The 24,659-nt window shown below is 71.3% G+C and carries 20 protein-coding genes; 6 read left to right on the top strand and 14 right to left on the bottom strand.

Features of this window, described 5'->3' with window-relative positions; translation table 11 throughout:
* Nucleotides 1-84: 84 nt before the first annotated feature.
* Complete coding sequence (locus J5X75_RS32430; protein WP_208471410.1) at nucleotides 85-1,110, bottom strand: Gfo/Idh/MocA family protein; 1,026 nt, start codon at nucleotides 1,108-1,110, stop codon at nucleotides 85-87.
* A gap of 220 nt (nucleotides 1,111-1,330) precedes the next feature.
* On the opposite strand from J5X75_RS32430, the gene J5X75_RS32425 reads away from it, so the two are divergent.
* Nucleotides 1,331-2,161 carry a methyltransferase domain-containing protein gene (locus J5X75_RS32425; protein WP_208471409.1) on the top strand — a complete coding sequence of 277 codons (831 nt, stop codon included), beginning with the start codon at nucleotides 1,331-1,333 and terminating at the stop codon, nucleotides 2,159-2,161.
* On the opposite strand, the gene J5X75_RS32420 is transcribed toward J5X75_RS32425, so the two are convergent.
* The 4 genes from J5X75_RS32420 to J5X75_RS32405 all read right to left on the bottom strand — a co-directional run bounded on the left by J5X75_RS32420 (nucleotide 2,158) and on the right by J5X75_RS32405 (nucleotide 7,049).
* Nucleotides 2,158-3,633: a glycoside hydrolase family 130 protein gene (locus J5X75_RS32420; RefSeq protein ID WP_307798400.1), complete on the bottom strand. Its 1,476-nt coding sequence runs from the start codon at nucleotides 3,631-3,633 to the stop codon at nucleotides 2,158-2,160. The genes J5X75_RS32425 and J5X75_RS32420 overlap by 4 nt on opposite strands.
* Before the next feature lie 8 nt (nucleotides 3,634-3,641).
* Entirely contained in the window at nucleotides 3,642-4,724 is a 1,083-nt protein-coding gene (locus tag J5X75_RS32415) for a glycosyltransferase (RefSeq protein WP_208471407.1), read from the bottom strand.
* Nucleotides 4,725-4,728: 4 nt separating this feature from the next.
* A complete protein-coding gene (locus tag J5X75_RS32410) occupies nucleotides 4,729-5,886 on the bottom strand; it encodes a glycosyltransferase (protein ID WP_208471406.1) in 1,158 nt (385 codons plus the stop codon).
* A gap of 161 nt (nucleotides 5,887-6,047) precedes the next feature.
* Nucleotides 6,048-7,049, bottom strand: a complete 1,002-nt coding sequence (locus J5X75_RS32405) for a glycosyltransferase family 4 protein (RefSeq protein WP_208471405.1) — start codon at nucleotides 7,047-7,049, stop codon at nucleotides 6,048-6,050.
* Nucleotides 7,050-7,131: 82 nt separating this feature from the next.
* Here J5X75_RS32405 and J5X75_RS32400 point away from each other — a divergent pair, with 82 nt between their 5' ends.
* On the top strand, nucleotides 7,132-8,820 hold the full coding sequence (locus J5X75_RS32400) for an alpha-glucosidase (protein ID WP_208471404.1): 1,689 nt from the start codon (nucleotides 7,132-7,134) through the stop codon (nucleotides 8,818-8,820).
* Here the strand turns inward: J5X75_RS32400 and J5X75_RS32395 are convergent, their stop codons facing one another.
* Entirely contained in the window at nucleotides 8,821-9,606 is a 786-nt protein-coding gene (locus J5X75_RS32395; protein WP_208471403.1) for an SDR family NAD(P)-dependent oxidoreductase, read from the bottom strand.
* A gap of 64 nt (nucleotides 9,607-9,670) precedes the next feature.
* Here J5X75_RS32395 and J5X75_RS32390 point away from each other — a divergent pair, with 64 nt between their 5' ends.
* The 3 genes from J5X75_RS32390 (at nucleotide 9,671) to J5X75_RS32380 (ending at nucleotide 12,981) form a co-directional block, all read left to right on the top strand.
* Nucleotides 9,671-10,255, top strand: a complete 585-nt coding sequence (locus J5X75_RS32390) for a TetR family transcriptional regulator (RefSeq protein WP_208471402.1) — start codon at nucleotides 9,671-9,673, stop codon at nucleotides 10,253-10,255.
* 29 nt (nucleotides 10,256-10,284) lie between these two features.
* The gene (locus J5X75_RS32385; RefSeq protein ID WP_208471401.1) at nucleotides 10,285-10,779 is read left to right on the top strand and encodes a TspO/MBR family protein; all 495 of its coding nucleotides are present in this window, start codon (nucleotides 10,285-10,287) and stop codon (nucleotides 10,777-10,779) included.
* A 114-nt stretch (nucleotides 10,780-10,893) separates the two neighbouring features.
* Nucleotides 10,894-12,981 carry an N-acetylmuramoyl-L-alanine amidase gene (locus tag J5X75_RS32380; RefSeq protein ID WP_208471400.1) on the top strand — a complete coding sequence of 696 codons (2,088 nt, stop codon included), beginning with the start codon at nucleotides 10,894-10,896 and terminating at the stop codon, nucleotides 12,979-12,981.
* Here J5X75_RS32380 and J5X75_RS32375 read toward each other — a convergent pair.
* The 6 genes from J5X75_RS32375 to J5X75_RS32350 form a co-directional block, all read right to left on the bottom strand.
* On the bottom strand, nucleotides 12,946-14,010 hold the full coding sequence (locus tag J5X75_RS32375) for an FAD-dependent monooxygenase (RefSeq protein ID WP_307798399.1): 1,065 nt from the start codon (nucleotides 14,008-14,010) through the stop codon (nucleotides 12,946-12,948). The two genes, J5X75_RS32380 and J5X75_RS32375, sit on opposite strands and share 36 nt — an antisense overlap.
* A 91-nt stretch (nucleotides 14,011-14,101) precedes the next feature.
* Nucleotides 14,102-14,842, bottom strand: coding sequence for a hypothetical protein (locus J5X75_RS32370; RefSeq protein ID WP_208471427.1), 741 nt, complete (start codon nucleotides 14,840-14,842; stop codon nucleotides 14,102-14,104).
* Complete coding sequence (locus J5X75_RS32365) at nucleotides 14,839-16,416, bottom strand: hypothetical protein (protein WP_208471399.1); 1,578 nt, start codon at nucleotides 16,414-16,416, stop codon at nucleotides 14,839-14,841. Before J5X75_RS32365 ends, J5X75_RS32370 begins: the two co-directional genes overlap by 4 nt.
* Entirely contained in the window at nucleotides 16,416-17,177 is a 762-nt protein-coding gene (locus J5X75_RS32360) for an AAA family ATPase (RefSeq protein ID WP_208471398.1), read from the bottom strand. Before J5X75_RS32360 ends, J5X75_RS32365 begins: the two co-directional genes overlap by 1 nt.
* Complete coding sequence (locus J5X75_RS32355) at nucleotides 17,177-18,799, bottom strand: Mu transposase C-terminal domain-containing protein (protein WP_208471397.1); 1,623 nt, start codon at nucleotides 18,797-18,799, stop codon at nucleotides 17,177-17,179. The genes J5X75_RS32360 and J5X75_RS32355 overlap by 1 nt, the downstream gene beginning before the upstream one ends.
* A 6-nt stretch (nucleotides 18,800-18,805) precedes the next feature.
* Nucleotides 18,806-19,003: a hypothetical protein gene (locus J5X75_RS32350; protein WP_208471396.1), complete on the bottom strand. Its 198-nt coding sequence runs from the start codon at nucleotides 19,001-19,003 to the stop codon at nucleotides 18,806-18,808.
* Between the two features lie 175 nt (nucleotides 19,004-19,178).
* On the opposite strand from J5X75_RS32350, the gene J5X75_RS32345 reads away from it, so the two are divergent.
* On the top strand, nucleotides 19,179-19,757 hold the full coding sequence (locus tag J5X75_RS32345; RefSeq protein WP_208471395.1) for a hypothetical protein: 579 nt from the start codon (nucleotides 19,179-19,181) through the stop codon (nucleotides 19,755-19,757).
* Between the two features lie 12 nt (nucleotides 19,758-19,769).
* On the opposite strand, the gene J5X75_RS32340 is transcribed toward J5X75_RS32345, so the two are convergent.
* On the bottom strand, nucleotides 19,770-20,843 hold the full coding sequence (locus tag J5X75_RS32340; protein ID WP_208471394.1) for a tyrosine-type recombinase/integrase: 1,074 nt from the start codon (nucleotides 20,841-20,843) through the stop codon (nucleotides 19,770-19,772).
* Nucleotides 20,844-20,962: 119 nt separating this feature from the next.
* A complete protein-coding gene (locus tag J5X75_RS32335; protein WP_208471393.1) occupies nucleotides 20,963-24,652 on the bottom strand; it encodes a tetratricopeptide repeat protein in 3,690 nt (1,229 codons plus the stop codon).
* Between the last annotated feature and the right edge of the window lie 7 nt (nucleotides 24,653-24,659).

Genomic DNA, 24,659 nt, shown 5'->3' with positions numbered 1-24,659 from the left:
GGCGGCCGGGGCGGCCGGGGCGGCCGGGCGGGGCTGCCGGGCGGGGCGGGCGGGGCTGCCGGGCGGGCGGGGCGGGCGGGCGGGTCAGAGGGTTACGGCGGTGCCCTGGGTGGCGCTTGTGCGGGCCGCGTCGAGGATCTCCATGGCGCGGATCGAGTCCCACGGGTTGACCGGGAGCGGGCCCTCGCCGAGGACAGCTGAGGCGACGGCCGGGTAGAAGGTGTCCCAGCGGCCGCGGCAGCTCTCGACCGGGGCACCGGTCGCGCCGCGGAAGAGGTGGCCCCAGCGGTGCTCGGGTTCGACGCCCCAGCGGTCACCGAGTTTGGCGGGGCTCTTGCCGGCCTTCAGCATGTCCTCCTGGCAGTCGAGGAGGGCCGAGATGTAGGTGCCGGCGGTGCCGCTGACCCGGAAACGCGGGCCGGGGCCGGCCTGCCGCCAGCTGCCCCACAGGTGCGACTCGACGCCGTTGGCATGGTGCAGGGCCAGGAAGAAGTCGTCGTCGAGGCCGCCGTCGGGGCCGTGCACCTCGGCGTAGACGCGGGTGGCCGGGCCGTGCAGTTGCAGCGCCTGGTCGACGAGGTGGGAGCCGAAGTCGAGGAGGGTGCCGCCGCCGGCGTCCTTGGGCAGGCGGTCGGGCGCCCAGCGTTCCATCCGCGACTCGAAGCGCCGGATCGTGCCGAGCGATCCGTTCTCCATCAGCTTGCGGATGGTGAGCAGGTCGGAGTCCCACCGCCGGTTCTGGTAGACGGTGAGCGGGACGCCCGCCTCCTCGGCGGTGGTGACCAGCTTGCGGGCGGTTTCGGCGTCGAGGGCGAACGGCTTGTCGACGACCACCGCGAGACCGGCCGCGATCGCCTCGTGCGCCAGCGCGGCGTGGGTGGCGGCGGGTGTGGAGATGGCCACCGCCTGGACTCCGTCGGCGGCCAGGGCGGCGATCGAGTCGTACGCCGTGACGCCCGGAAGCTCTTCCGCGATCTGGGCCCGGCGCTCCTGCGACGTGGTGACCACGCCGACGAACTCGATGTTCTCCGCCGACGCGATCAGCGGCGCGTGGAACACCCGGCCGCCGGTGCCGTAGCCGACCAGCCCGAACTTCACCCGTTCGATCATGTCCGGAAGTTTTACACATCGGTTGCCGGCCTGTTGCCTGTGATTCCACTCGTCACGTGTGACGCATGGAACATCACGGTCTGTACGGGTTGGTGCGGCGTGCCGAACGTGTGCGGATGCCGCACACTCGCCGGTCGATCTAGCGAAAGGGCAGGTGCCGCGCCTGTCGGATGGATGACGAGGGACCCCGAACGGTGGCGTGGAGATGAACAATTGCGGGATGGAACCCGCGCAGAAGGACCGGACGCCCTTTTCCGACATCGACGGCCTATCAGCCCAGATGTCGGAAATCGTGCTCGACGCGCTGACCGCCATGGGCCGCCATCCGGAGATCCAGCGGGTCCGTCGCGTCGGGTTCGAGGCGCTGTGCCCGCTGCCGGGGCAGCGGCTGCTCGACGCGGGTTCCGGCTCCGGTGAGGTGTCCCGGATGCTGGCCGGGATGGTCGGCGGTTCCGGTGAGGTGCTCGCTCTCGACTACTCGGCGTCGCTGACGGCGACGGCGATCGACCGGCACGACGGCAGCAACGTGCGCTACCTGACCGGTGACGTCGGCGCGCTCGACCTGCCGGACGACTGCGTCGACGGGGTCTGGTGCGAGCGGGTTCTCCAGCATGTGGACGACGCCGACCGGGCGATCGGGGAGCTGGCCCGGGTGACGCGCCCCGGCGGCCGGATCTGCCTGGTCGACACCGACTGGGGTTCGCTCGCCTTCGACGGCATGCCGGCGGGTCTGGGCGAGGTGGTGATGGCGCACGTCCGCGGGCACTTCACCCCGAAACAGCACGACATGGGGCGTACGCTGCGGCGCCGGCTGGTCGCGGCCGGCCTGACCCGGCTGACCGCGACCCCGGTCACCTGCTTCTTCGCCACTCCCGAGTCGGCCGCCGTGGTGCTCCCGATGGTCAACCCGGAGGTGCCGGTCGAGTCCTGGGCCACCCCGCCGGGCCTGCGCGACGAGTGGCTGGCGTGTGTGGAGGCGGCCGGCGCGAGCGGGACGTTCCTGGCCGTCCTCACCATCTGGGTGGTGACGGGAACGGTCCCGGGCCGTTAACCCGCGACCGGCTGCATGCGGCGCAGCAGGTCGTCCAGCGGCATGCTGGCGAAGCTGATCCGCACGTCACTGGAGGCGTAGGGCATCCAGAACCGGTCGTCGTGGATGAGCCCGCCGCAGGAGTAGAGCACGTTCGGCACGTACCCCTCCCGTTCGATCTCGTCCGGGTCGATCAGCCCCTGCGGCAGGTCGGCGATGACCCGTTCGGGATTGTCCAGGTCGAGCAGCATGGCGCCGATGGCGTACCGCCGCATCGGGCCGACGCCGTGGGTGAGCACCAGCCAGCCCTGCTCGGTCTCGATCGGCGACCCGCAGTTGCCGACCTGGATCAGTTCCCAGCCGCGGTGCGGCACGAGCAGCGGGCCGGCCGGCTGCCAGCGGTGCTGTTCGTCGCGAATGGTCAGGCCCAGGGTCTCGCCGTCGGAGCGGCAGAGCGCCATCTTCTTCCCGCCGACGTAGCGGGGGAACAGCGCCATGCCCTTGTTGCGGGCGGCCGGGCCCTGCAACGTGGTCACCTCGAAGTGCCGCAGATCCTTCGAGTAGATGACCCGGCCGGAGATGTTGAACCCGTCGTACGCGGTGTAGGTCGCCTGGTAGGCGGGCCGCCCGTCCGGGTCGACCACCTGCACGAACCGGGCGTCCTCCATGCCCCGGCTCTCGCTCGGCGTGGCCGGCCAGAGCACCCGCTGGTGCAGCGGGATGGTGGCCGGAAACGTCACCGCGTAGTCGTCGCCGACGATGCGGCGGATCAGCTCGAGGCTCATCGGGGTGGTCGGCCGGGCCAGCAGCTCGGTCGGCAGGTGGCCGATGATCTCCTCGAACACCGTGTCGTCGTAGCGTTCGGGCAGAGCGTTGAGCACGTACGCCGAGGCTTCGTTGTCCATGTCCTCGTCGCCGAGCGCCGCGACCAGCTGGTGCCGCATGTGCTTGGCGCCGACCCGGTTGCCGATCATCAGCGGGCCGTCGCGGTTCTCCAGCCGGATGGCCGAGCCGGGCCCGAGCACCACGCTGCAGAAGCCGATCGACGAGATGTGCCCCTCGCCGATCTGGCGCAGGCTGAGCGCGGCCCGCATCTCCCCGGGTTCCAGGTCGCTCTGGTCCGGATGCGGCACCATCGACGGGTTGCAGAGCGCCGCGGCCTCCACCGAGAACTCGTGGCTGAAGTACGCCCCGATCAGGGTGCGTGCGGCCGGCGACAGCGCGATGTGCGCCGGCACCCGGTGCTGGACGACCTCGTAGTGGTGCTGGAAGACGCTCAAGATGTCGTGGTGCCGCCCGGAGAACTGGCTCAGCACGTCGTCCAGTTGGGTGTTGATGTCCGCCTCGTCGAGTCGCAGGATCCGCTCGATGAGGCTGGACGCCCGGTTGTGTGCGACTTGCGCGTCCTCGCCCGGGACGAAGAGCTTGATCACGACGCGCCGGCCGTCCGGCGTCATGGTGATGTTGTGACGGGTGATGTCGATGGTGTTCACCGTTGCAGTCACGCTAGGCCGCCTGACGGTCGGGTCGCGCTCCGGCTCGCCAGCGTTCGCGCGTGCTGCAGCGTGGAGACGAGCGCGAGGGTGGATTCGGCTCCTTGGTTCACATTAGGACCATTGGCCTTCAACCCGTCATAACATCCGCCAGTCTCGTTATCGGACATCACCGTTCCGGTGTCGTTGTCGCCGAAGAACCAGGCGATCGCCTGGAAGAGCGGGGCGTCCCAGCTGTCGTCGCCGGTCACCGCGGCCGCCGTGGCGCAGGCGTCGGCCGTGGCCGCGGCCTCGATCGGCTGCTGGTCGTACCGGTGGCGCGGCTCGCCCGGCCGCCAGCCGCCGACCGGGACGGTGGACAGGTGCCCGTCGTTCTCCTGCATCCGGCACAGCCATGTCAGCATCCGCAGCCCGTCGGTGAGCAGGCCCTCGTCGCCGAGCAGGTCCCCGGCCGCGACGACCACCTCGGCGAGCGCCGGATTCGCATAGGTGAGCTCCGGTTCCGGCCAGATCCACTCCGGATCCGGGCCGGGTGTCCCGATCGCCGTGGCCGCGTCGCCGAGCAGGTCGGCGGCCGCCCGGTCGTGCGGATCGGCGCGGAGCACCTCGGCGGCGCCCAGCCCGGCGAAGGCCATCGCCCGCGGCCAGGCCGACCGGCAGGCCACGCCCTGCCGGAAGGCGTTGCCCGCCTCCCGGCGGATCCACGCGGACGGGCCGCGGGCCGCGGCCGTGCCCAGCCCCCACATGGCCCGGCCCCACCAGTCGCCGAGGCTGGGCTCGTCCAGCCAGCGGCGGTCGTAGCTCAGCCGGTTGCGGAAGCCCCCGTCGGCGCCCTGCGCGTGGGTGAGGAACGCCAGGTAGCGCTCGGCCAGCCGGACCAGATCCGGTCCGGGCCGGGGTTCGCGGGACGCGACGAGCAGGCCCCGCGACACGTCGTCCACGCAGTAGCCGTGCTCACGCCGGGCGATCGCGTTGCGGGCGTGTTCGAGCAGCCCGGTGTCGTCGGAGAGCCGGAACACGTGGTCCCAGCGAGGGGCGGGCAGGTCGTTCAGTCGGATCGGCGGCGGAACCAGCCGCAGTGACAGTCCCATGCGCCTATGCCGGAATCGTCGCGGCGGCGGCGAGCGGACGGCGGGCGGCGATCAGCCGGGTGGCCAGCGCCTGGTACCGCGCGGCCACGGCGGGCCAGCGCAGGGTCGGCCCACCGCCCAGTCCGGACAGCCGGCCCGGCAGGCCGGGCTCGGCGAGCACGTGCCGGATCGCCATCGCCATCGCCTCCGGATCCTGATGGGGTACGAGCAGCCCCGGCCCGTCCGCGAGCAGCTCCACCGCGTGCGGGAACTCGGTCGCCACCACCGGGATGCCGGCGGCCACCGCCTCGATCAGCACACCCGAGGTGACCTGCTCGGTGGAGTCGTACGGCAGCACCACGGCGTCGGCCGACCGGATCAGCCGGGACAGTTCGGCCGGATCCAGGTACACGTCGCACCAGCGGACGCAGTCGTCCACCCCGAGGTCGGCGGCGAGTTCCTTGAGCGAGTCGCGGTAGATGTCGCCGTGCTGTTCGAGCACATGCGGATGGGTGCGGCCGGCGACCGTGTAGATCGGGCGCGGATGCACGTCGCCGAGGTGGGCGAGGGCCCGCAGCGCCCACTCGATGCCCTTGCCCGGCCCGAGCAGGCCCCAGGTGAGCAGGTGCGGGCGGTCGTGTTCCTCGCGCGGGGCGCCGTTGTGGCTGCCGGCACCGTGCGGGATCACGGTGATCTTGCGGGGGTCCACGTCGTACCGGGTGGAGAGTCGCTGGCGGGCGGTGTCCGTCATGGTCACCACGGCGTCGGCGGTGGCGACGACCTGCTCCAGCACCTCGCGCTGCAACGGGTCGGGGTTGGCCAGCACGGTGTGCAGCACCACGATCCGCGGCACCCGCAGCGCGCGCAGCACCGGCAGCACCTCGGCTCCGGCGTCGCCCGGGTAGATGCCGTACTCGTGCTGGATGATCGCCACGTCGAAACAGTTCAGCGCGGTGGCGGCGGCCACCCAGCCGCCGGGCCGGTCGGTGTTCCAGGTGTGCACGACCCGCGGCGCGGCCCGGTCGAGCGCTATCCCGCCGCTGGTGTTGTCGTAGGGGAGTAGCCGTACCACGCCTGATCCACCGGCGCCGCCGGTGAGGTGGGTGGCGAGTGCCGCATTGAAGGTCGCCAAACCGCATTGAGTGGGGGGATAAGTGCTCAAGAACCCGTATGTCGCGGGCATTACTGGGCCTTTCTCTCCTCGGCCGGCTGCATACCCGCAGCACGGACTCAGCGCGCGCGGGCACGGTGCCGTACACCGCGGGTGAACAGCGCAAAGTCGGCGCTGGAATAGAGCCTGTTTAACGCGCAATTCACATTGCGACGTTAACAAGATCTAGCTATTCAGCTGAGGATGTTCCGATAAATCGCCAGGTACTGGTCCACCATCCGATCGGCCGAGAAGCGTTTCCGGGCGCGTGCCGAGCAGGCGGCCCGGTCGATGTCCGCGATCCGCCGCACCGCGTCGACCGCCGCGTCGACCCCGTCGACCAGGTGGCCGGTCACGCCCTCGTCGACCACTTCCGGCATCGATCCTTTCCGGTACGCGATGACGGGTGTCCCACAGGCCATCGACTCGACCACGGACAGCCCGAACGGCTCGGCGAACCGGATCGGGTGCAGCAGCGCCGCACCGGAGCCGAGGATCGTCCCCCGCTCGTCCGGGCCGACCGAGCCCAGATAGACGACCCGTTCGCCGTCGATGAGGGGTTCCACGCGTGCGGCGAAATAATCCTGGTCCTGGACGATCCCGCAGATCACCAGGCGACGGCCGGCCCGCCGGGCGATCTCGATGGCGATGTCGGTGCCCTTGTCCGGATGGATCCGCCCGAACAGGATCAGATCGTCGCCGCCGTCGGCGTGGAACGGCAGTTCGCCCAGGTCGACGCCGTGGTGGACGGTGGCCAGATAGTCCAGATCGGGGGAGCGGTCACTGTCCGAGATCGAGACGAAGTGCGACCGGGCCCGCCGGTACGCCGGCAGGATGTTGTTCCCCGAGAACCCGTGCACGGTGGTCAGCATCGGCGTCCGGCAGTGCGCCGAGAACGCCAGCGGCAGCCAGTCCAGGTGGTTGTGGATCAGGTCGAACTCGCCGGACCGTTCCAGCGCGTGACTGACGTGGATGGCTTCCCAGACCCGGCCGTCGATCTCCGGGTTCTCCTCGTACCCGGTCGGCACGACACCGTCGAGGGTGGCCTTGGTGATCGAGTCCAGAGTGGCGAACAGCGTGACGTCGACGCCGCGTTCGGTCAGCCCCTCGGCGAGCAGGCTGGTGATCAGCTCCCACGGGCCGTAGTGCAACGGCGGCGTACGCCAGGCGATCGGCCCCAATAGCGCGATCTTCATGACAAACCCGAACTCTCGCCCATAACCACCTGGTCAGTATGCATCCCCGGTAGCGGGCCCGGTTACGTGTTAGAGAAGACCAATGACGGATTCGTGGTGGAAGAAGTCGGTCGTTTACCAGATCTACCCGCGCAGCTTCGCCGACGCGGACGGCGACGGCATGGGTGACCTGCGGGGCGTCATCGATCACCTCGACCATCTCGCCGAGCTGGGCGTCGACGTGCTCTGGCTCTCCCCCGTCTACCCCTCGCCGCAGGACGACAACGGCTACGACATCAGCGACTACCAGGACATCGAGCCGCTCTTCGGCACCCTGGAGATCTTCGACGAGCTGCTGGCCGGCGCGCACGCCCGGAACATGAAGATCATCATGGACCTGGTGGTGAACCACAGCTCCGACGAGCACCGCTGGTTCCAGGAGAGCCGCTCGTCGACGGACAACCCGAAACGCGACTGGTACTGGTGGCGGCCCGCCCGCCCCGGCATGGAACCGGGCGCCCCGGGCGCCGAACCCACCAACTGGGGCTCCGTCTTCGGCGGCCCGGCCTGGGAGTTCGACGAGAAGACCGGCGAGTACTACCTGCACCTGTTCTCGAGGAAACAGCCCGACCTCAACTGGGAGAACCCGGAGGTCCGGCAGGCCGTCTACGCCATGATGCGCTGGTGGCTGGACCGCGGCGTGGACGGCTTCCGGATGGACGTCATCAACATGATCTCCAAGGACGTCAGCCTTCCGGACGGCCGGCTGACCGCGGGATCGGCGTACGCCGACGGCTCCGCGGCCTTCATCGGCGGCCCCCGCCTGCACGAGTTCCTCCAGGAGATGCACCGCGAGGTGTTCGCGGGCCGCGACGGCCTGCTGACCGTCGGCGAGATGCCCGGCGTCACCGTGGAGGAGGCCGTCCTGCACACCGACCCGCGACGGCACGAGGTCGACATGGTCTTCCAGTTCGACCACGTCTGGGTCGACCGCGGACCCGACCCGTGGCTGCTGGTCCCCCTCCGGCTCACCGCGCTCAAGGCGATCCTCGGCCGCTGGCAGGCCGGCCTCGCCGACCTCGGCTGGAACAGTCTCTACTGGAACAACCACGATCAGCCCCGGGTGGTCTCCCGGTACGGCGACGACAGCCCCGCCCACCGGGCCGCCTCCGCCAAGATGCTCGGCACCGTCCTGCACCTGCACCGCGGCACGCCCTACGTCTACCAGGGCGAGGAACTCGGGATGACCAACTACCCGTTCGGCGGCATCGACGAGTTCCGCGACATCGAGGCCCTCGGGCAGTACCGGCAGGCGGTGGAGCTCGAAGGCCGTACCCCTGAAGAGGTTTTGACGGTGTTGCGGGCCCGCGGCCGGGACAACGCCCGCACACCGATGCAGTGGGACGACTCCCCGCACGGCGGCTTCACCACCGGCACGCCGTGGCTGCCGGTGAACCCCAACCACGCCGAGATCAACGCGAAGGCGCAGCGGGCCGATCCGGACTCGGTCTTCCACTACTACCGGCGGCTGATCGAACTGCGGAAGACCGAGCCCGCGGTGGCCGGCGGCGACTTCACCATGCTGCTGCCGCACGACGAGCGCCTCTACGCCTTCACCCGTCGCCTCGGGAGCACCGAGCTGCTGGTGATCGGCAACTTCTCCGGGGTGGAGGCGCACGCCGCGATCGACGGGTGGGACGGCGCCGAGCTGGTGCTGACCAATCTGGAGCCGCCGGCCGGCGGGCTGAACCTGGCCCCCTGGCAGGCCGTCGTCTACCGCCGCTCGGTCTGACTAGCCGGTCCGGCGCATCATCGCGCCGAGCGCGGCCGTCGTGACCCGCCGCCCGGCCAGCCGCCCAGCGTTGATCATCAGGTTGTTCATCCGGCCGGTGATCAGGCTGGGCGGCGGGTTGCGCCGGTCCAGCGCCCGCAGCGCCAGGTCGACCACCCGGTCGGCGTGCATCCGCCGGGTGCCGCCGTCGGCGCCCTGACCGGCCACGTCGAAGAACTCCGTCTCGGTGGCGCCCGGTGAGAGCGCCATCACCCGCAGCCCGGTGCCGCGCGACTCGGACCAGAGCGCCTCGGTGAAGCTCAGCACGTAGGCCTTGGTCGCCGCATACACCGCCAGGGTCGGGCCCGGCTGGTAGCCGGCGATGCTCGCCACGTTGAGCAGCACGCCGCCGGGCCGGCTGCGCAGCCGCTCGATGAACGCCCGGCTGATCTCGGTCAGGCTGGTGACGTTGAGGGTGATCTCGTCGGTGATCCGCTGTGGATCCGCCTCGTGGAACAGCCGGTGCGTGCCGAACCCGGCGTTGTTGATCAGGCTGGTCACCTCCAGCCCGCGCTCGGCCACCGCGGCGCTCAGCTTCGCGCCCGCACCCGGCTCGGTCAGGTCCATCGTGATCGGGGTGACGGTCACGTTCGGCAGCTCGGCGGCCAGGCTCTCCAGCCGGCCGGTGCGCCGGGCGACGAGCACCAGGTTCGAGCCGCGGGCGGCCAGGCGCCGGGCGAACAGGGCGCCGAGCCCTGAGCTGGCCCCGGTGATCAGGGTGGTCTGGTTGCGATAATCGACGGCCATGGGTGGCACGCTATGCCGGTCTGGCACTCAGTGTCAATCAGGCATGGCGTGTTAGGGTGCGGTCATGTCGCTCTGGTCCCGGACCCGCAACACCGTCTACCGCGAGATCACCGCGACCGCGATGGCGCTGTTCCTGGAGCGCGGCTTCGACGCCACCACCATCGACGACATCGCCGCGGCCGCCGGCATCTCCCGGCGGTCCTTCTTCCGCTACTTCGGCACCAAGGAGGACGTCGTCCTCGGTGACCTCATCGCCAGCGGCGACCTGGTCCGCCAGGCGCTGGAGGCCCGCCCCGACGACGAGGAGGTGTGGGCCGCGCTGCGCAACGCGCTGCACAGCGTCAAGGACACCGCCTTCGACGAGCCGACCATGCTGAAGATCTTCACGATGGTCCACCAGACGCCCTCGCTGCGTGCCCGCAGCATCGAGAAGCACCTCGAATGGCAGGCGCTGCTCACCCCCGAGGTCCGCCGCCGGCTGGGTGCCGATCCCGCGGACCCCTTGGACGTACGCGCGGACGCGCTCGTCGCCACCGTCATCACCTGCCTGGACGTGGCGGGCGACGCCTGGACCCGCGGTAACGGCGCGGTCCCCCTGGAAACCCTTTTCGACGCGGCCGCGGCCGCCGTTCGGGCGCCGGGGGGATAGACGGGGCGGGACGGGGGTAACGGGTGGGCATGACCGGTGATGTGATGCGTGGGCGCCACGGGACGGTTTCGCCCTGGCTGGGGCTCGCCGGGTTCGGGGCGGCGGTGGCGGTGGCCGCCCTTCTCGGTGGGCTGGGGGTGGCCGGGACCGCGGGTGAGTACCAAAGTCTGGAGCGGCCCGCCTGGGCGCCACCGTCGGCGGTGTTCGGCCCGGTGTGGACGGTGCTCTACGTGATGATCGCGGTGAGCGGATGGCTGGTCTGGCGGCGGACCGGATGGTCGCCGGCGCTCAACTGGTACGCCGGTCAGCTCGTCCTGAACGCGATCTGGACGCCGATCTTCTTCGGATTCGGTCAATACGGCCTCGCGCTGGTCGACATCATGATCCTCTGGGTGGTGATCGGAGTGACCGTGTGGAAGTTCCGGCCGGTCTCGAAGGCCGCGGCCGGGCTGCTCCTGCCGTACTGGATGTGGGTCACCTTCGCCACCGCACTGAATGCGGCGATTCGGCTGGCAAATCACTGAATCAGAGTAATTTTCACAGAACGTCCTTCCTGTCCCTCTGGTCCCCGGCAAGGTGTCTGGTGGTCCCCGGCCCATCCGAAATGACCCCTTCTGCCGGTGACCGGGGGAGTTTCCATGCGCCGCAACCGGCTCACCGCACGTCTCGCCACCGCCCTGGTCGCCGCCCCGGTGGTGGCTGTCGCGATCACCGGGGGAACCGCGGAGCAGGCCGCCGCTCCGGCTGAGCCGGTGCTCCAGACCTTCCCCCTGACCGAGGGGTCCCGCGAAGCCGTGACGGTGCGGCGCTCGATGCGGTTGGTCGCCGGCACGGCCGGGAGCCGCACCGCGGAACTGGCGCGCCGGACGACGGAGCCGTTCAGCCTGGTCGGCGTCACCTGGAGCGACCCGAAGGCGGTGCCGGCCGGGGCCATCGAGGTCCGTACCCGGGTGGCGGCGACCGGGCGGTGGACGTCCTGGCAGCGGCTGGAGACCGACAACCCGGACGCCTCCGCCGGGGCCGGCGGCCCGCACGTACGCGGGGCGAGCGACCCGCTCTGGGTGGGGCCGTCCGACGGCGTCCAGGCCCGGGTGACCGCCCCCGGCGGGATCACCGGCCTGCGCGTCGACCTGATCAACCCGGATGCCCGGGACACCACGCCGGCGTCCGGGCCCACCACCCCGGTCCTGGTCGCCGGGCGGGCCGCGGACCGGGAGCAGCGGGCCGGGGTGGCGCTGCCGCTGCGACCGGTGCCGAGGATGGTGACCCGGGTCGGCTGGCGGGCCGACGAGTCGATCGTCGAGGAACCGCCCGAGTACACCGGCGCCGTGCACGTGGTGTTCGTGCACCACACCGCGACCGGGAACAGCTACGGCTGCGCCCAGTCGGCGGGGATCGTCCGGGGGATCGAGGCGTACCACGTCAAGAGCAAGGGGTGGAACGACATCGGCTACAACTTCCTGGTCGACAAGTGCGGGCGGATCTTCGAAGGGCGCGCGGGCGGGGTGAACCGGTCCGTACTCGGGGCGCACACGCTCGGTTTCAACAAGAACGCCAGCGCGGTCGCGGTGATCGGCGACTACGGGTCGGCGGCGGTTCCGGCGCGGGCGCGGGCCGCGGTGGCGCAGGTGGCCGCGTACAAGCTGGGGGCCTGGCGGAACTCGCCGCTCGGCCGGGTGCGGCTCGTCTCCACCGGCAGCGACCGCTACCCGGCCGGGAGGGCGGCGGTGCTGAACCGGATCTCGGGGCACCGGGACACCGGGCGCACCGAGTGCCCGGGCAACTCGCTCTACGCGCTGCTCCCGTCGATCCGCCGGATGGCCGGCGCGGCGCCGTCCGGGTTGCGGTACCGGGGGGTGGGGCAGGCCCTGCGGCGGGTCGGCCGCTACTACACCAAGGGGACGGCCGGACCGGCCTGGGTGCTGGACACTCCGAGCCAGATGCTGGACCGCTTCGAGGTGTGGGTGGACGGCCGGCTCCGGACGGCCGTGCCCGGCGGGCACCGGCAGGCGGCGGTACGGCTGACCCCGGGCGAGCACACGGTCACCGTCAAGGCGGTGCACCTGTCCGGCCGGACCGCCACGACCAGCGCGAAGATCGTCGCGGACGCGGTCGCGCCCGTCTTCACCCGCGCGCCGCTGGTGTCGTTGCGGGAGGGCGCGGTCGGCACCACCGCCCCGGTCCGGGTCGACTGGGGACTCCGTGACGCCTCCGGCCTGCGGTCGGTACGGATCTCCGGCAAGACCCTGACCGGCGCCGCCCGGCGGATCACCGGCGCCGTACGGCTGGGCGCCCCCAGGACCTGGTCGGTGAACGTCACCGACAGTGCCGGGAATACCAAGAACGGTGCGATCACCCGTACCCCCGTGTTGTCGACCGAAGCCGGCACACCGCGGACCGGAACCTGGCGCACCGTGCGGAACCACGGGCATCTCGGCGGCGCAGCCGTCGCGGCATCGGCCGCCGGATCGTCGCTGACCTGGCGTTTCACCGGCAGTTCGGCGGCCCTGGTGGCGGCCCGGACCGCGACGTCCGGCCGGATCCGGGTCTATGTGGACGGCGCGTTCCAGGGAGTCGTGGACCTACGGTCCGGCGATACCCAATACCGGAGGTCGGTGTGGACGCGGACGTGGCGGACCAGCGGCACCCACACCGTCCAGGTACGGGCCGAGGGCACCGCGGGCCGTCCGTCAGTGGTGCTGGACGGGCTGGTCTACCTGCGCTGACAGGGCCGGATAGGCACGCAACGTGATTCGCTCGGCCTTGCTGAACTGCCGTTCGGCGAGCTGACGGGCCGGCCACCGGGTCATCATCCGGGTGGAGAGGGCCCGCAGCCGGATCCCCGCCCGGCTCATCGGCGCGAACATCGCCATCCCGCCGGGCGGCAGTTCGAGGCCGCTCTCCACGTAGTCCGCCATCTCGGCCTGATAGGCCGCGAAGGCCCGCTCCGGATCGGCCGCCCGGGTCAGCTCACCGGCCAGCACGTATCCGCCGACCAGGCTCATGCTGGTGCCCAGCCCGGCCAGCGGTGACCCGCAGTAACCGGCGTCGCCGAGCAGGACGGTCCGGCCGCGCCACCAGCGGTCCACCCGGACCTGGTTGATCGAGTCGAAGTAGAGGTCGGCGGCGCCCGGCATCGCGGCCAGCAGCTCCGGGACCCGCCACCCGGCCCCGGCCATCCGCTCGCTCACCACACGCTCCGCGCCGGCCCGGGACAGCCGCTCGTGGCTCGGCTCCGGATGGCGGAAGCTCAGCCCCGCCTTCGCCGTGCCACCGTTCTCCGGGCGCAGGTAGGCGACCCGGCCGCCGGGCGCGTTGTACATCAGCATCCAGTGGTCGAGGTCGCCCGGGTCGCCGACGGTGAAGTACGCGGTGTAGCCGCCGAGGTAGCGGACGAACCGCTCCCGCGGCCCGAAGGCGAGCGCCCGGACGCCGGAGTGGACGCCGTCGGCGCCGATCACCACGTCGTACCGTTCGGTGCCGCCGCTTGCGAACGTCACCGTCCGGTCGTCGAGGGCGGTGATCCGGTCGCCGAACCGGTAGTCGACGCCGGGTGTGGCGTCGAGCAGGATCCGGGCCAGGTCGCCGCGGGCGATCTCGATCTCGGCGACGATGCCCTCACCGCCGAACGCGCCGGCCGGCATCCCGGCGAGCCTCCGCCCGGTTCCGTCGACCAGCGCCCAGCCGCGTTCGTCGACCTGGTGCCGCCGGATCGTCTCGCGCAGGCCCATCCGCTCGACCACGGTGCGGGCCACTCCCCGTACGTCGACCGCGTGCCCGCCGTGTTGAGCGCCAGCTAACTGACCGTCAGCGCGCCGGGTAAATGTCCGGGCGGCGAGGCCTCGATCAAAAGCCGGTGGGCTGGTCGCGGTAGCGGAGGCTGTAGAGCACTTCGGGGTTGGCCGTGACGTTGTCGGGCCGGTGATCGGCGTGCAGGAGTCCACGAAGCCGGAGTTCGCTGCTGGCGGGGTCGGGTTGCCCGGCTGTGGGGCGGTCCGGGCGCGGGGTGCCGTGGTTGGCGATCGCGGTGAGCAGCGCGTTGGCCTGGCCGACGGTGAGCGGCTGTGACTGGTCGGCGGTGTTCAGCACGGCGGTGCGCTGGTCGTCGGTGAGGACGTCCAGGCGCGGGCTGACGGTGTAGGTGTGCGGCGCGGTCCGGCGTAGCGCGAGTGGCCCGCCGAGGCCGGGGTGGGTGTCGGCATGCTCGAGCGCGGCCTGGAGGCGGCCGAGTGGCCACGCCAGGGCGGTGGCGAGCTCGTCGACGAGCATGGGGCCGGTCGCGGTGGCCAGCGCGGTGAGCGCGGCGATCGCGTCGACCGTGACGTCCGGGGCCGGGATGGGTTCGGCGCCGGTGCGCCGGTTGCCGAGGACAGCTTCGAGGCCGGGAACGAGGTCGGCGGGATGGAGGTCGAGCTGCCGGGCGAGGTCGATGACGACGCTGACCGGCAGAGAGGCCAGGTTGGGGCGGACTACGCCATCGGGCAGCTGGTGGGGGTGGACGCCGAGCAGGTCGCCGAGTTCCCATCGGGACAGGCCAGCGGCGCGCTGCCGCTGCCGGAACGCGCTGGGTTCGGCCGGCCCTGTCACTGGTGTGCCGCCGGTCGGATCCAGCGGGTGTGCCGGTCGGTGATCTGCTGGGCCAGGTCTCGGTCGAGTTCGTGCAGGGTGAGGCCGCGTTCGGCGAGCCAGCCGTGGATGCGCGGCCGCAGGCCGGTGTCGGCGCCGTTGCGGCAGGGTGAGCGGTGCATCCACGGTGGGTCGAGGTTGAGCCGCCGGCAGCTGAGGATGACGGCTTCGCGCAGGATCGCGCTGTCTGGCCGGGTTCTGCTGGCGGTGAGGTACCAGAACAGGTCGTCGGCGGGGGTGGCTCCTTCGGCGAGGCGGTAGGCGCGGTGCGCGGCGAGGATCGGGCGGGTGTACGGCGGCAGGATGACCGGCTGGGTGCAGGGCTGCTCGTCGACGCCGACGTCGGCCAGTTCGTCCTGGTAGACGGGTTCACTGGCGTACACGGGGTGGCGGTGCACGTGCGACGGCCGCGGGTGCAGCATGTCGGCGTCGTCGGACAGGTCGCCGATCTGCCAGCAGTTCAGGTAGGCGGCGCCCTTGTTGAGGTGCAACGACAGGGCGGTCACCGCGGCGTGGTCGGTGCGGGGCAGGGCGGTAAGGTTGGTGACGGTCTGCTCGGTGAGGGTGCCGGGGAGCCGCCCGGCAGGGTCGGGGCCGAGTCGGGCAGGGTTCCAGCGCAGCAGCAGGCCGTGCCCGAACAGGGCGGCCTGGGTGGCCCGGAGTCGGAGCAGCGCGAGCGGGGCTGGGTGCGGGCCGAGGTGCACGTCCCGTAGCCAGGCGGCCAGCGGCCCGGCGATGTCGTCGAGCGCCGGCGGCCCGCTGTCGGGCAGCCGGTGGCGGATCCACTGGTCGACGGTGTCCGCGGTGTGGCAGTACAGGCCGTCGACGCGGGCGAAGTCGCGGCGCGACAGCAGCCGGTGGCAGGCGGCCCGGAAGGTGGTGAAGTCGGCGGCCGGCAGGGCCGGCAAGGGCGCGGTGTCGTCGCCCGGGCCGGGGGCTCGCTGGCGTCGGTACGGTGCTGTGACGGGTTCCAGCAGTTCGTGGAAGTCTGGCAGGTAGAGCAGAGCGACGCTGCGATCGGTGTCGGCCAGCGCGGTGAGCACCTTCTCGGCGCTGGTGTCGGCGCTCCACACCAGCCACAGCCGGGCTCCGGCGGCGGCCGCCAGGCCCGCAAGGTCGGCGACGATCTCCGCGGGCAGATCGTGAGCCCGGTCGACGAGCAGCTCGGTGACGCCGTGGCCGTGCATCCAGGCCTGGGCCAGCCGCCACGACTGACTGTTGAGCTGGCCGCCCTTCTTGCGCAGCAGCTCCGGGTTGATGCCGAGCGCGGTGAGCAGGTCCAGGCCCATGATGGGCCGGCTGGAGCCGCCGGGGGTGGGGCGCACGACGATCCGGCCGTGCGCGGGCTGGTGCAGCTCGGCCAGCCGGGCGACGTTCGACGCGTGGTCGCGCCGGTTGTCGACGAGTAGGACCTGCGGGGTGCCCGGCCCGCGTGGCTCGGTGCGGATGCGGCGCAGGGCGTCGTTGTACTGGTGGATGCCGTCAAGGGCGGGGGCCAGCGGCGCGAGCCGCGGCCCGAGGTGGGCGATGTCCATCAATGCAGGCCGGCGCCGAGCAGCACGTTGGCGTTGGTGACGACCTCGGCGGTGACGCCGGGCAGGCCGGCGTCGGTGCATAGCTGGGCGGCGGTGTGGGTGAAGACCGCCCAGTCGCGCATCGAGCCGTGGGCGTAGGTGTCGTCGATGGTCAGCAGCAGCTCGGTGTCGGTGTCGGCGTAGATCGGGTGGTAGCTGCGCATCAGGTCCGGGACCTTGTCCTTGGGCAGCGGCCGGAACGGCAGCCGGCGGAAGATCCGGGAGCGGAGCATCGGTTCGCGGGACAGGACCTCCCAGCAGCCGTCGCCGCCGACGTAGAGCAGCGCGAACCGGGTGTCGGAGTGGTCGTGCAGGTGGCGCAGCAGCTCGATGCACTCGCCGTTGAGGCGCTGGGCTTCGTCGACCACGACCAGCCGCGGCGGGCCCGCCAACAGGCCGACGAGGTGGCTGATCAGGTGGAACCGGCTGCGGGAGGTCGGCGGTGGGGTGCCGGTCAGCGCGGTGACCAGCTCGGCGGCCACGCGCAGCATGGTCGGTTTGGACGGGAACGCCAGCGAGCACGTTGACACCCGGTGGTCGCCGACGTCGCGCAACCGTTCGAGGTTGGCCTCCACGGCGAAGGTCTTGCCGACCCCGGCCGGGCCGTGGATGACGCCGGTGGCGGCGTTGGCGACCAGGTCGTCGATGATCCGGGTGGACAGCTGGTACTGGCCGGTGACCAGGGTGTTGGCTCCTTGCAGGCCGAGGAAGTGCCCAGGCATCAGCGTCCGTTCTCGTCGGTGGGCTTGGGATAGGTCTGCCCTGGTGGCAGGGCGTACGGCTCGACCAGCCCGAGCAGGCTCGTCGACGCGCGCCGGCGCAGCGCCTCGTCGTCGCGGCGTCGGCCGGCCTGGTCGGCGTCGGCGCGAGCGACCAGCCTGGTCTCGGCCTCGCCGGTCTGGCCGTCCGACAGCGGCGCGAGCACGGTCCGAGCCTGGCGGCTGGCCCGCCGTCGCGCGGCCGCCAGTCGTTTGGCCTCGTCCTTGGCGTGCCGGCGGAACTCGTCGCGCTGGGCGTCGGTGAGCTGGCCCTGCGGGTAGGCGGTGCACAGGTGCTCGCCGCCGGCGTAGACCTCGATCCGGCGGTCGTCGTGCGGCATGTAGCGGATCTGCACGATCTGCCCGCCGCGGCCGTGCAGCTCGGGCGCGGTGTAGTCGAGCTTGTTGTGTCGGATCCCGTACGGGCCGACCTTCTTGTCCTCGCCGGCCAGCAAAAGATGCCGCAGCAGCCGCTCGTCGACGCGGTGCAGCGCGGCCGGGTCCTCGTTCCACGCCTGCAACGGGGTCAGCCCGCCGATCATCGAGTGCGGCCGTTCGGTGTTGTACCAGGCCACCCACGGGGCGAAGTAGTCGGTGACGAACCGTTCCAGACGCATCGGCCGCACCGCCGCGGTGTCAGCGTTCTCCCGATCACGGGCCCGGTCGGACAGCGGCCCGTGCAGCCGGCCGGCGGCGTCGCGCGGGCCGTGGGTGTAGCCGGGCAGCCCGCCGAGCAGAGTCTGCTCGATCGTCAGGTGGATTCGCTCGATCTTGCCCTTGAGGTGCGGGGTGAACCCGGGCAGCCGGTGCTGGCCGACGACCAGAGCGGCGAGCGCGTCGGTGACCGCCTCGGCGGCGAACTCGAGTCCCCGGTCGATGCGGGTGTGCGCGGGTACCGCCCCGAACGGGCCCCGGTCGGGCTCGTGGGTCAGCGCCATCCGCAGCGCGGTCAGCACGGTGGCCGTCGACGGGGTCAGGGTGATCGCCCAGCCCAGCAACGCCCGGGTGCCGTCGTCGATGACGCTGGTCAGCCACGGCTGGACGGCGCCGCCGCGGCGCGGCAGCAGCAGGATCGGCAGTAACTTGTGGTCGAGTTCCCACACCTGGTTGCGCGGCGTCCACGGCCGTTGCAGATAGGTGTCGGCGGCCCGGCGCCCGGCCTCGCCGGTCTTCCAGTACGCCCGCTCGGCCGGGGTCATCTGCTCGGCGAACGCACGTTGCAGGGTGCGCAGCGCCGCCGGTGCCGCGCCGGCCCAGCCGTCGATCAGGAACTGCGGCACCGGTACCCCGGCCGCCCGGCTCTCGCCGGCGACCACCGCGGCCCGGGCGCGGGCCAGCGCGGCGACGTTGCCGCGGAAGTACGCGTACGCCTCCCGGTCGGTGTCGCTGAGCCGGTGCCACTCCGGCCGGGCGGCCCGCTGCTGCTGGTCGCCGCGGTGCAGCCACCTGCGGACGGTGCGCGCGGCGACGCCGTGCCCGGCCGCGGCCAGGCGCACGTGCTCGCCGGTCAGCGTCCCGGCCTGGCGCAGCTGCAGCAGCCGGGCCACCGTCGCCGTCCGTTGCTCCGCGGAAACCTGCCGGTTCACGGGGCACTACCGGTTCGGCGGCGTGCGGCGGTTTTTCACCGCCCAGAACAGGTTGCCCGCGCACACGAGCGCGCAGGCGCCGAACGTGACCGGCGGCCACCACGCCCCGCCCGGGGTCCACCAGGACGCCAGCGCGAGCCACGCGAAGATGATCAGCAGTACCGTCCAGCCGATCACGAACCACGGCACCCGTCGACCGGCCACACGCCCTCCCCAGGGCTCGTCACACCGGCACTGGCACGGCGCCGTCCGGGAAACACCGCACAGTCAACTACACCCGGAGATCCACAGGCAACGATGCCGCCCGTCACCCGTCCGGGTGACGCCGCCGTACTGCGGAGCACCACCGCGGCGCGGTTAGCGGGTAACGTGCCCGGCCGTGGCCGACGTGCTGACGATTGACGATCTTGTGGGGTTGCTGGACCGCTTCGGCATGAAGGTCGGCATCGACCTGGACGGCGCGGCCGCCGAGGGCGTCAGCCGCGAGCTGGTCGCCGCCCGGCTGTCGCACGCCCTGGTCGGGGTGGTCGAGGCCCACGCCAGCCGAGCCGATGACGCCGCCCGCCGGGCCGGCGCCGACGCGAGCGACATCGCCGAGATCACGCTGATGGCGTTCGCCGGCGCGAACTGCCAGCGCGAGGCCGACGAGTGGGCACTGATCGAGTGGCGGGCCACCCGGCTGGCAATGGCGCTGTCCGAGCTCGACTTCGGCGGCCCGCTCCCGCGCTCCGGGCAGGTCGGCTCCGGCGACGTGCTGGTGCGCACCATCCGCGAGGTGGCCGGAGCCTTGGCCGCGATGGCCACGGCCAAGCGGGTGACCACCGATCCGCTGCGCCCTGCCGGGGATGCCGCCGTCGCGGGCCAGGGCCTGGCCAGGGCGATGGACGTCCTCGAACAGGCGGCGGCCGCCGCGGCGGGACACCGGGCCGTTGGCGACCTGATGCGGATGACCGGCTGAGACCTCGGGTGGCTACAGGTTCTCGACGTAGCCGGCGGCGATGTCCTCGGGCGGGTTGGTGTAGCGGTGGATGTAGCGCTGGGACTGGTGGCCGAGCCGGCGCTGGAGTTCGTAGGCGTCGCTGCCGGTGGCCTCGGCGAGCGCGAACGCGAAGCTGTGACGCAGATCGTGGGGCCGTAGCGGGCTGATGTGCCGGGCCGGGTCGCCGTGTTCGGCGTCGTGCCACCGGCCGATCTGCTCACAGATCAGGTTGATCGACCGCGGGGACAGCCGGCCGTCGGGGCGGCGGGAGCCGATCGAGGCGGCGGACAGGAACAGCGCGGTCGCGTCCGGCCCGGCGTCGGCGGGACGCTCGTGTTCGAGGTAGTCGGCCAGGGCGGTGCGGCCGTCGGCGCCGAGAAACACGATGCGACTGGTACCGCCCTTGCCCCGGACGCCGCTGATCTTCGCCTTCTTCGCCGCGCGCAGCGCCTCCGGCGTGTTAGGGGTGACCTGGTCCAGGTCGAGGTTGACCAGCTCTTCGCGGCGCAGGCCGGTGCCGAGCAGGGTGTGCACGATCGCCCGGTCGCGTAGCGGCCGGGCGTGGCCGTGCAACTCCCCGGTGCCGGACCGGCGTCGGCCCTTGTGCTGGTGGAAGCGCGGGAGCCGGTCGAGCACGTTCTTCAGCGTGCGGACCTGCCCAGGCGTGAGGGCGCGGGGTTCGAGCGGGGGTAGCGGCAGGTCGCCGACCTTCGCGCACGGGTTGCCGTGCGGCAGAGCGGCCGGGTCGTGGGTGCACACCCAGGTGGTGAACCCGGACAGCGAGGCGAGGTGGGTGTTGACCGTCGCCGGGGCCAGGCCGAGCCCGCCTGCCTCCTTGGCAGAGGTGAGGTGGGTGCGCCAGGCGATCACCTCGCGCTGGACGACGGCGGAGAGCCGGTCGTGGCCGTGGGCGGCGTGGAAGTGGTCGCGGAACCTCGCCAGGTGCAGGGCGATCTTGTCGGCGACCTCGGCCGAGCGGACGCCGCGGACGGCGGCGTCGAGGTAGCGGCTGGCCCACGCTTCGATCGCGTCCGGGGCGGCGAGACCGCCGATCGGCAGAGGCACAACCTTTCGGGAAGGCAATCTGCGCCGATCCGGCCGGGAGCTGATGTCGGTCACCTGGGCGGTCATGCCGCCAGGCTACCGGTTGCCTTCACAGAAGGGACCTTCCCTGAAGCCAACTATCACCTTTCATCCCACCCGTCGTCGACGAGCCTGTCGAACCGCCAGCGCAGATCCGCCGCCGCTGCGGTACGCCCGAGGGACTCATAGATGTCGATCGCTTCGGTAACCGACTTACGCACTCGGGGTAAATTGATGCGCAAGTTCACGCACACCGATGCGTACATACGCAACGCCATGGCGAGGCTGGGCAGGTAGGCGTCCGGGTTTGCCGCGGCCAGCCGCCGGTAGATGCCTACAGCTTCCTCGACCGGGCCCAACGTCAGCGCCGGCTTCCGTCGCCTCACCTCCGCCAGACGTAGGCCGAGGTTGGTTAACGACGCGGCGTGGCCGGGCAGGTAGGCGTCCGGGTTTGCCGCAGCCAGCCGCCGGTAGATGCCCACGGTTTCCTCGGTCAGGCTCAGCGCCTGCTCCCGACGACCCAGACCCGCCAGGCACAAACCGAGGTTGTTCAACGCCCCGGCGAGGTTGGGTAGGTGGATGTCCGGGTTTGCCGCGGCCAGCCGCCGGTAGATGTCCACGGCTTCCTCGGCCGGGCGCCGGGCTCGCTTCTGGCGCCCCAGTTCAGTCAGGAAGAGGCCGAGGTTGTTCACCGACATGGCGAGGTTGGGTAGGTGGGCATTCGGGTTTGCCGCGGCCAGCCGCCGGTAGATGCCCACGGCTTCCTCGACTGGGCCCAGGGCCTGCTCCCGATACCCCAGGTCCGCCAGACGGAGGCCGAGTTGGTTTACCGTCCCGGCGAGGTTGGATAGGTGGGCGTTCGGGTTTGCCGCGGCCAGCCGCCGGTAGATGCCCACGGCTTCCTCGGTCAGGCTCAGCGCCTGCTCCCAGCGTCCCAGATTCGACAAGCGCATGCCGAGGTTGTTCACCGACATGGCGAGGTTGGGTAGGTGGATGTCCGGGTTTGCCGCGGCCAGCCGCCGGTAGATGCCCACGGCTTCCTCGCTCATACCGAGGGCCTGCTCCCAGCGCCCCTGCTCCGCCAAGCGCACACCGAGGTTGTTCACCGACATGGCGAGGTCCGGTAGGTAGACGTTCGGGTTCGCCTCGGCCAACGGCCGCCGGAGGCGTACGGCTTCCTCGCTCACACCGAGGGCCTGCTCCCAGCGCCCTAGCTCCGCCAAGCGCACACCGAGGTTGTTCACCGCCCCGGCGAGGTTGGGCACGTAGACGTCGGGGTTTGCCGCGGCCAGCCGCCGGTAGATGCCCACGGTTTCCTCAGCCGGACCCAGGGCCTGCTCTCGACGACCCAGATTCGACAAGCACACGCCGAGGTTGTTCACCGACATGGCGAGGTCCGGTAGGTAGACGTTCGGGTTCGCCTCGGCCAACGGCCGCCGGAGGCGTACGGCTTCCTCGCTCACACCGAGGGCCTGCTCCCAGCGCCCTAGCTCCGCCAAGCGCATGCCGAGGTTGTTCACCGACATGGCGAGGTCCGGTAGGTAGACGTTCGGGTTCGCCTCGGCCAACGGCCGCCGGAGGCGTACGGCTTCCTCGCTCACACCGAGGGCCTGCTCCCAGCGCCCTAGCTCCGCCAAGCGCATGCCGAGGTTGTTCACCGACATGGCGAGGTCCGGTAGGTAGACGTTCGGGTTCGCCTCGGCCAACGGCCGCCGGAGGCGTACGGCTTCCTCGCTCACACCGAGGGCCTGCTCCCAGCGCCCTAGCTCCGCCAAGCGCATGCCGAGGTTGTTCACTGACATGGCGAGGTCCGGTAGGTAGACGTTCGGGTTCGCCTCGGCCAGCCGCCGGTAGATGTCCACGGCTTCCTCGCTCACACCGAGGGCCTGCTCCCAGCGCCCCAGCTTCGCCAGGAAGAGGCTGAGGCTGTTCAACGACATGGCGAGGGCGGGTAGGTGGGCGTCTGGGTTCGCCTCGGCCAGCCGCCGATAGATGCGTGCGGCTTCCTCGGCCGGACCCAGGATCTGCTCCCGACGCCCGGCGTTGTCGAGGCGGCAGGCGTGGTTGTGATGGAGAAGGGCTTGCTGAGCGGGGTCGGTGGTGTCGGCCAGGCGGTGCGGAGTGAGCGCAGTGCTGATCGCTGCGGCGGCGATGTCGAGGTCTACATGCGGACCGTCGGGCAGCAGCGGTTCAAGGGTTTCGAGAAGTCCGATGTCGATGTCCCGTATCGCGGCGAGCGTCATCAGGGCGGTGCCGCCCGCACGGATGGCAAGGTCAGGGTGTTGGTGCAGAAGCGGGTAAAGGTAGTTATCGCCGAGGTGCGGCCAGCGGTCGGCGGCGGCGGCGAGGAAGGTGACCGCGCGGGCCAGGTAGCCGGTGTAGTTCTGTTCATCGGGGCCTTGGATGAGTAGGGCGGTGGCTGTGGTCGGGGCCCAGTCGGGTGTGGGGTAGTCCAGGGTGTGGCCGGGGATGGTGAGGGCAAGGAAGTCCTCGGTGAGCCGGTCGGGGTACAACGGTTCCAGCACGGTGGCTGCAATGGGGTCGCTGTGGTCGGCGGTGGGCGGGTAGCAGACGGTGTGGTCGGTGGCGAGTTGTTCGGGGTCTGTCCCCGTGGTGAGTCGTTGCAGCAGGGCTACGCCTGTGGGTCGGTCCATCGCACCGGTCAGCGCGGCGGTGAACACGGCCTGGTTCATGTCTGCTGGCGGGGTCTGGTAGCCGCTGCCGGTGTCGGTGGTGCCGTCGTGGTAGAGCCGGGCCCAGTGAAGTCGTTCTCGATTGAGAAGGTATTGGGTCAGCGCGTCTATGCCTTCGGGTGGGCGTTCACCGTAGGCGGCGGCATCGACGGCGACCAGCGCGACCATGTGCACGGCAAGGGTGAGCCCGAACTCCGAGTCGGGGTCATCGAGCTGTGAGGGTGTGTAAAGGTGGGCCGGGTCGACCGGACGGGTGCCCGGCACCTGCTGGTAGATGGCGGCGAATTTGTCCCGGGCGACGGTGAACATAGCGGTGCGGCCGTGGTCGGGGGGCAGGTCCGGCAGCCGGTGTCCGCTGGTGTCGGCTTGATGGGTGTCGAGGATGCCCTTGACCGCCGGCCACGCGTCGAGGCTGCGGCCGATCATCAGGATTCGGGTCCGGACACCGACCTGGTGCAGCAGGGCGTTCTTAAAAAGCCATGTCAGGTTGCTTAGCAGCCACCGGTCGGCGTAATCGAGGATCAGCAACAGGCCGGTGGTGCCAGCCAAGGTCATATCCTGGCTCCCCGGCTGCGGCCAATCAGCGTCGGAGCCGTGGGACGCGGCGATCACCTTCCATCCCGCAGCCAGAGACTCGGCGGCCAGTTGGGCGGCCAGACGGGTCTTGCCCTGCCCACCCGGGCCGTACAACCACCGCACGCCCAGTCGCGGCCCGGTGTCGCGCCACTGCCGCAGTTTGGTGAGGTCGGCGTCACGGCCGATGAACGGCACCACCGCCCGGCGGGCATTGAGCATCCGGCTGGGTAGCTGCCCCAGCCAGGCCGGGTCGGAAGCGGGCTCGGCCGGCCAGTTCGCCAACAGGTACAGCGGTTGGCCGTTGCCGAATACGTGAATGTCGGCGTGCTGCACTCCGTAGGCGAACCCGTTGACTGCGGTGACTTGCTGAGCGTAAACCGTCCTTCCGTCGCTATCGGGAGACAGCAGCTCAGGCTCGCCTGTCTGGCCGACGCCGGCCGAGGCGTCGCCGTCCTTGGCCGGGATACGGTTGTTGCTGTCTTCATCGTTCCCGCCGGAGCCTGTGCCATCGGCTGGTGTCATGTGACTG

The sequence above is a fragment of the Actinoplanes flavus genome (assembly GCF_017592555.1).
Classification (GTDB): domain Bacteria; phylum Actinomycetota; class Actinomycetes; order Mycobacteriales; family Micromonosporaceae; genus Actinoplanes; species Actinoplanes flavus.
This window is presented reverse-complemented; position numbering and strand designations above follow the sequence as displayed.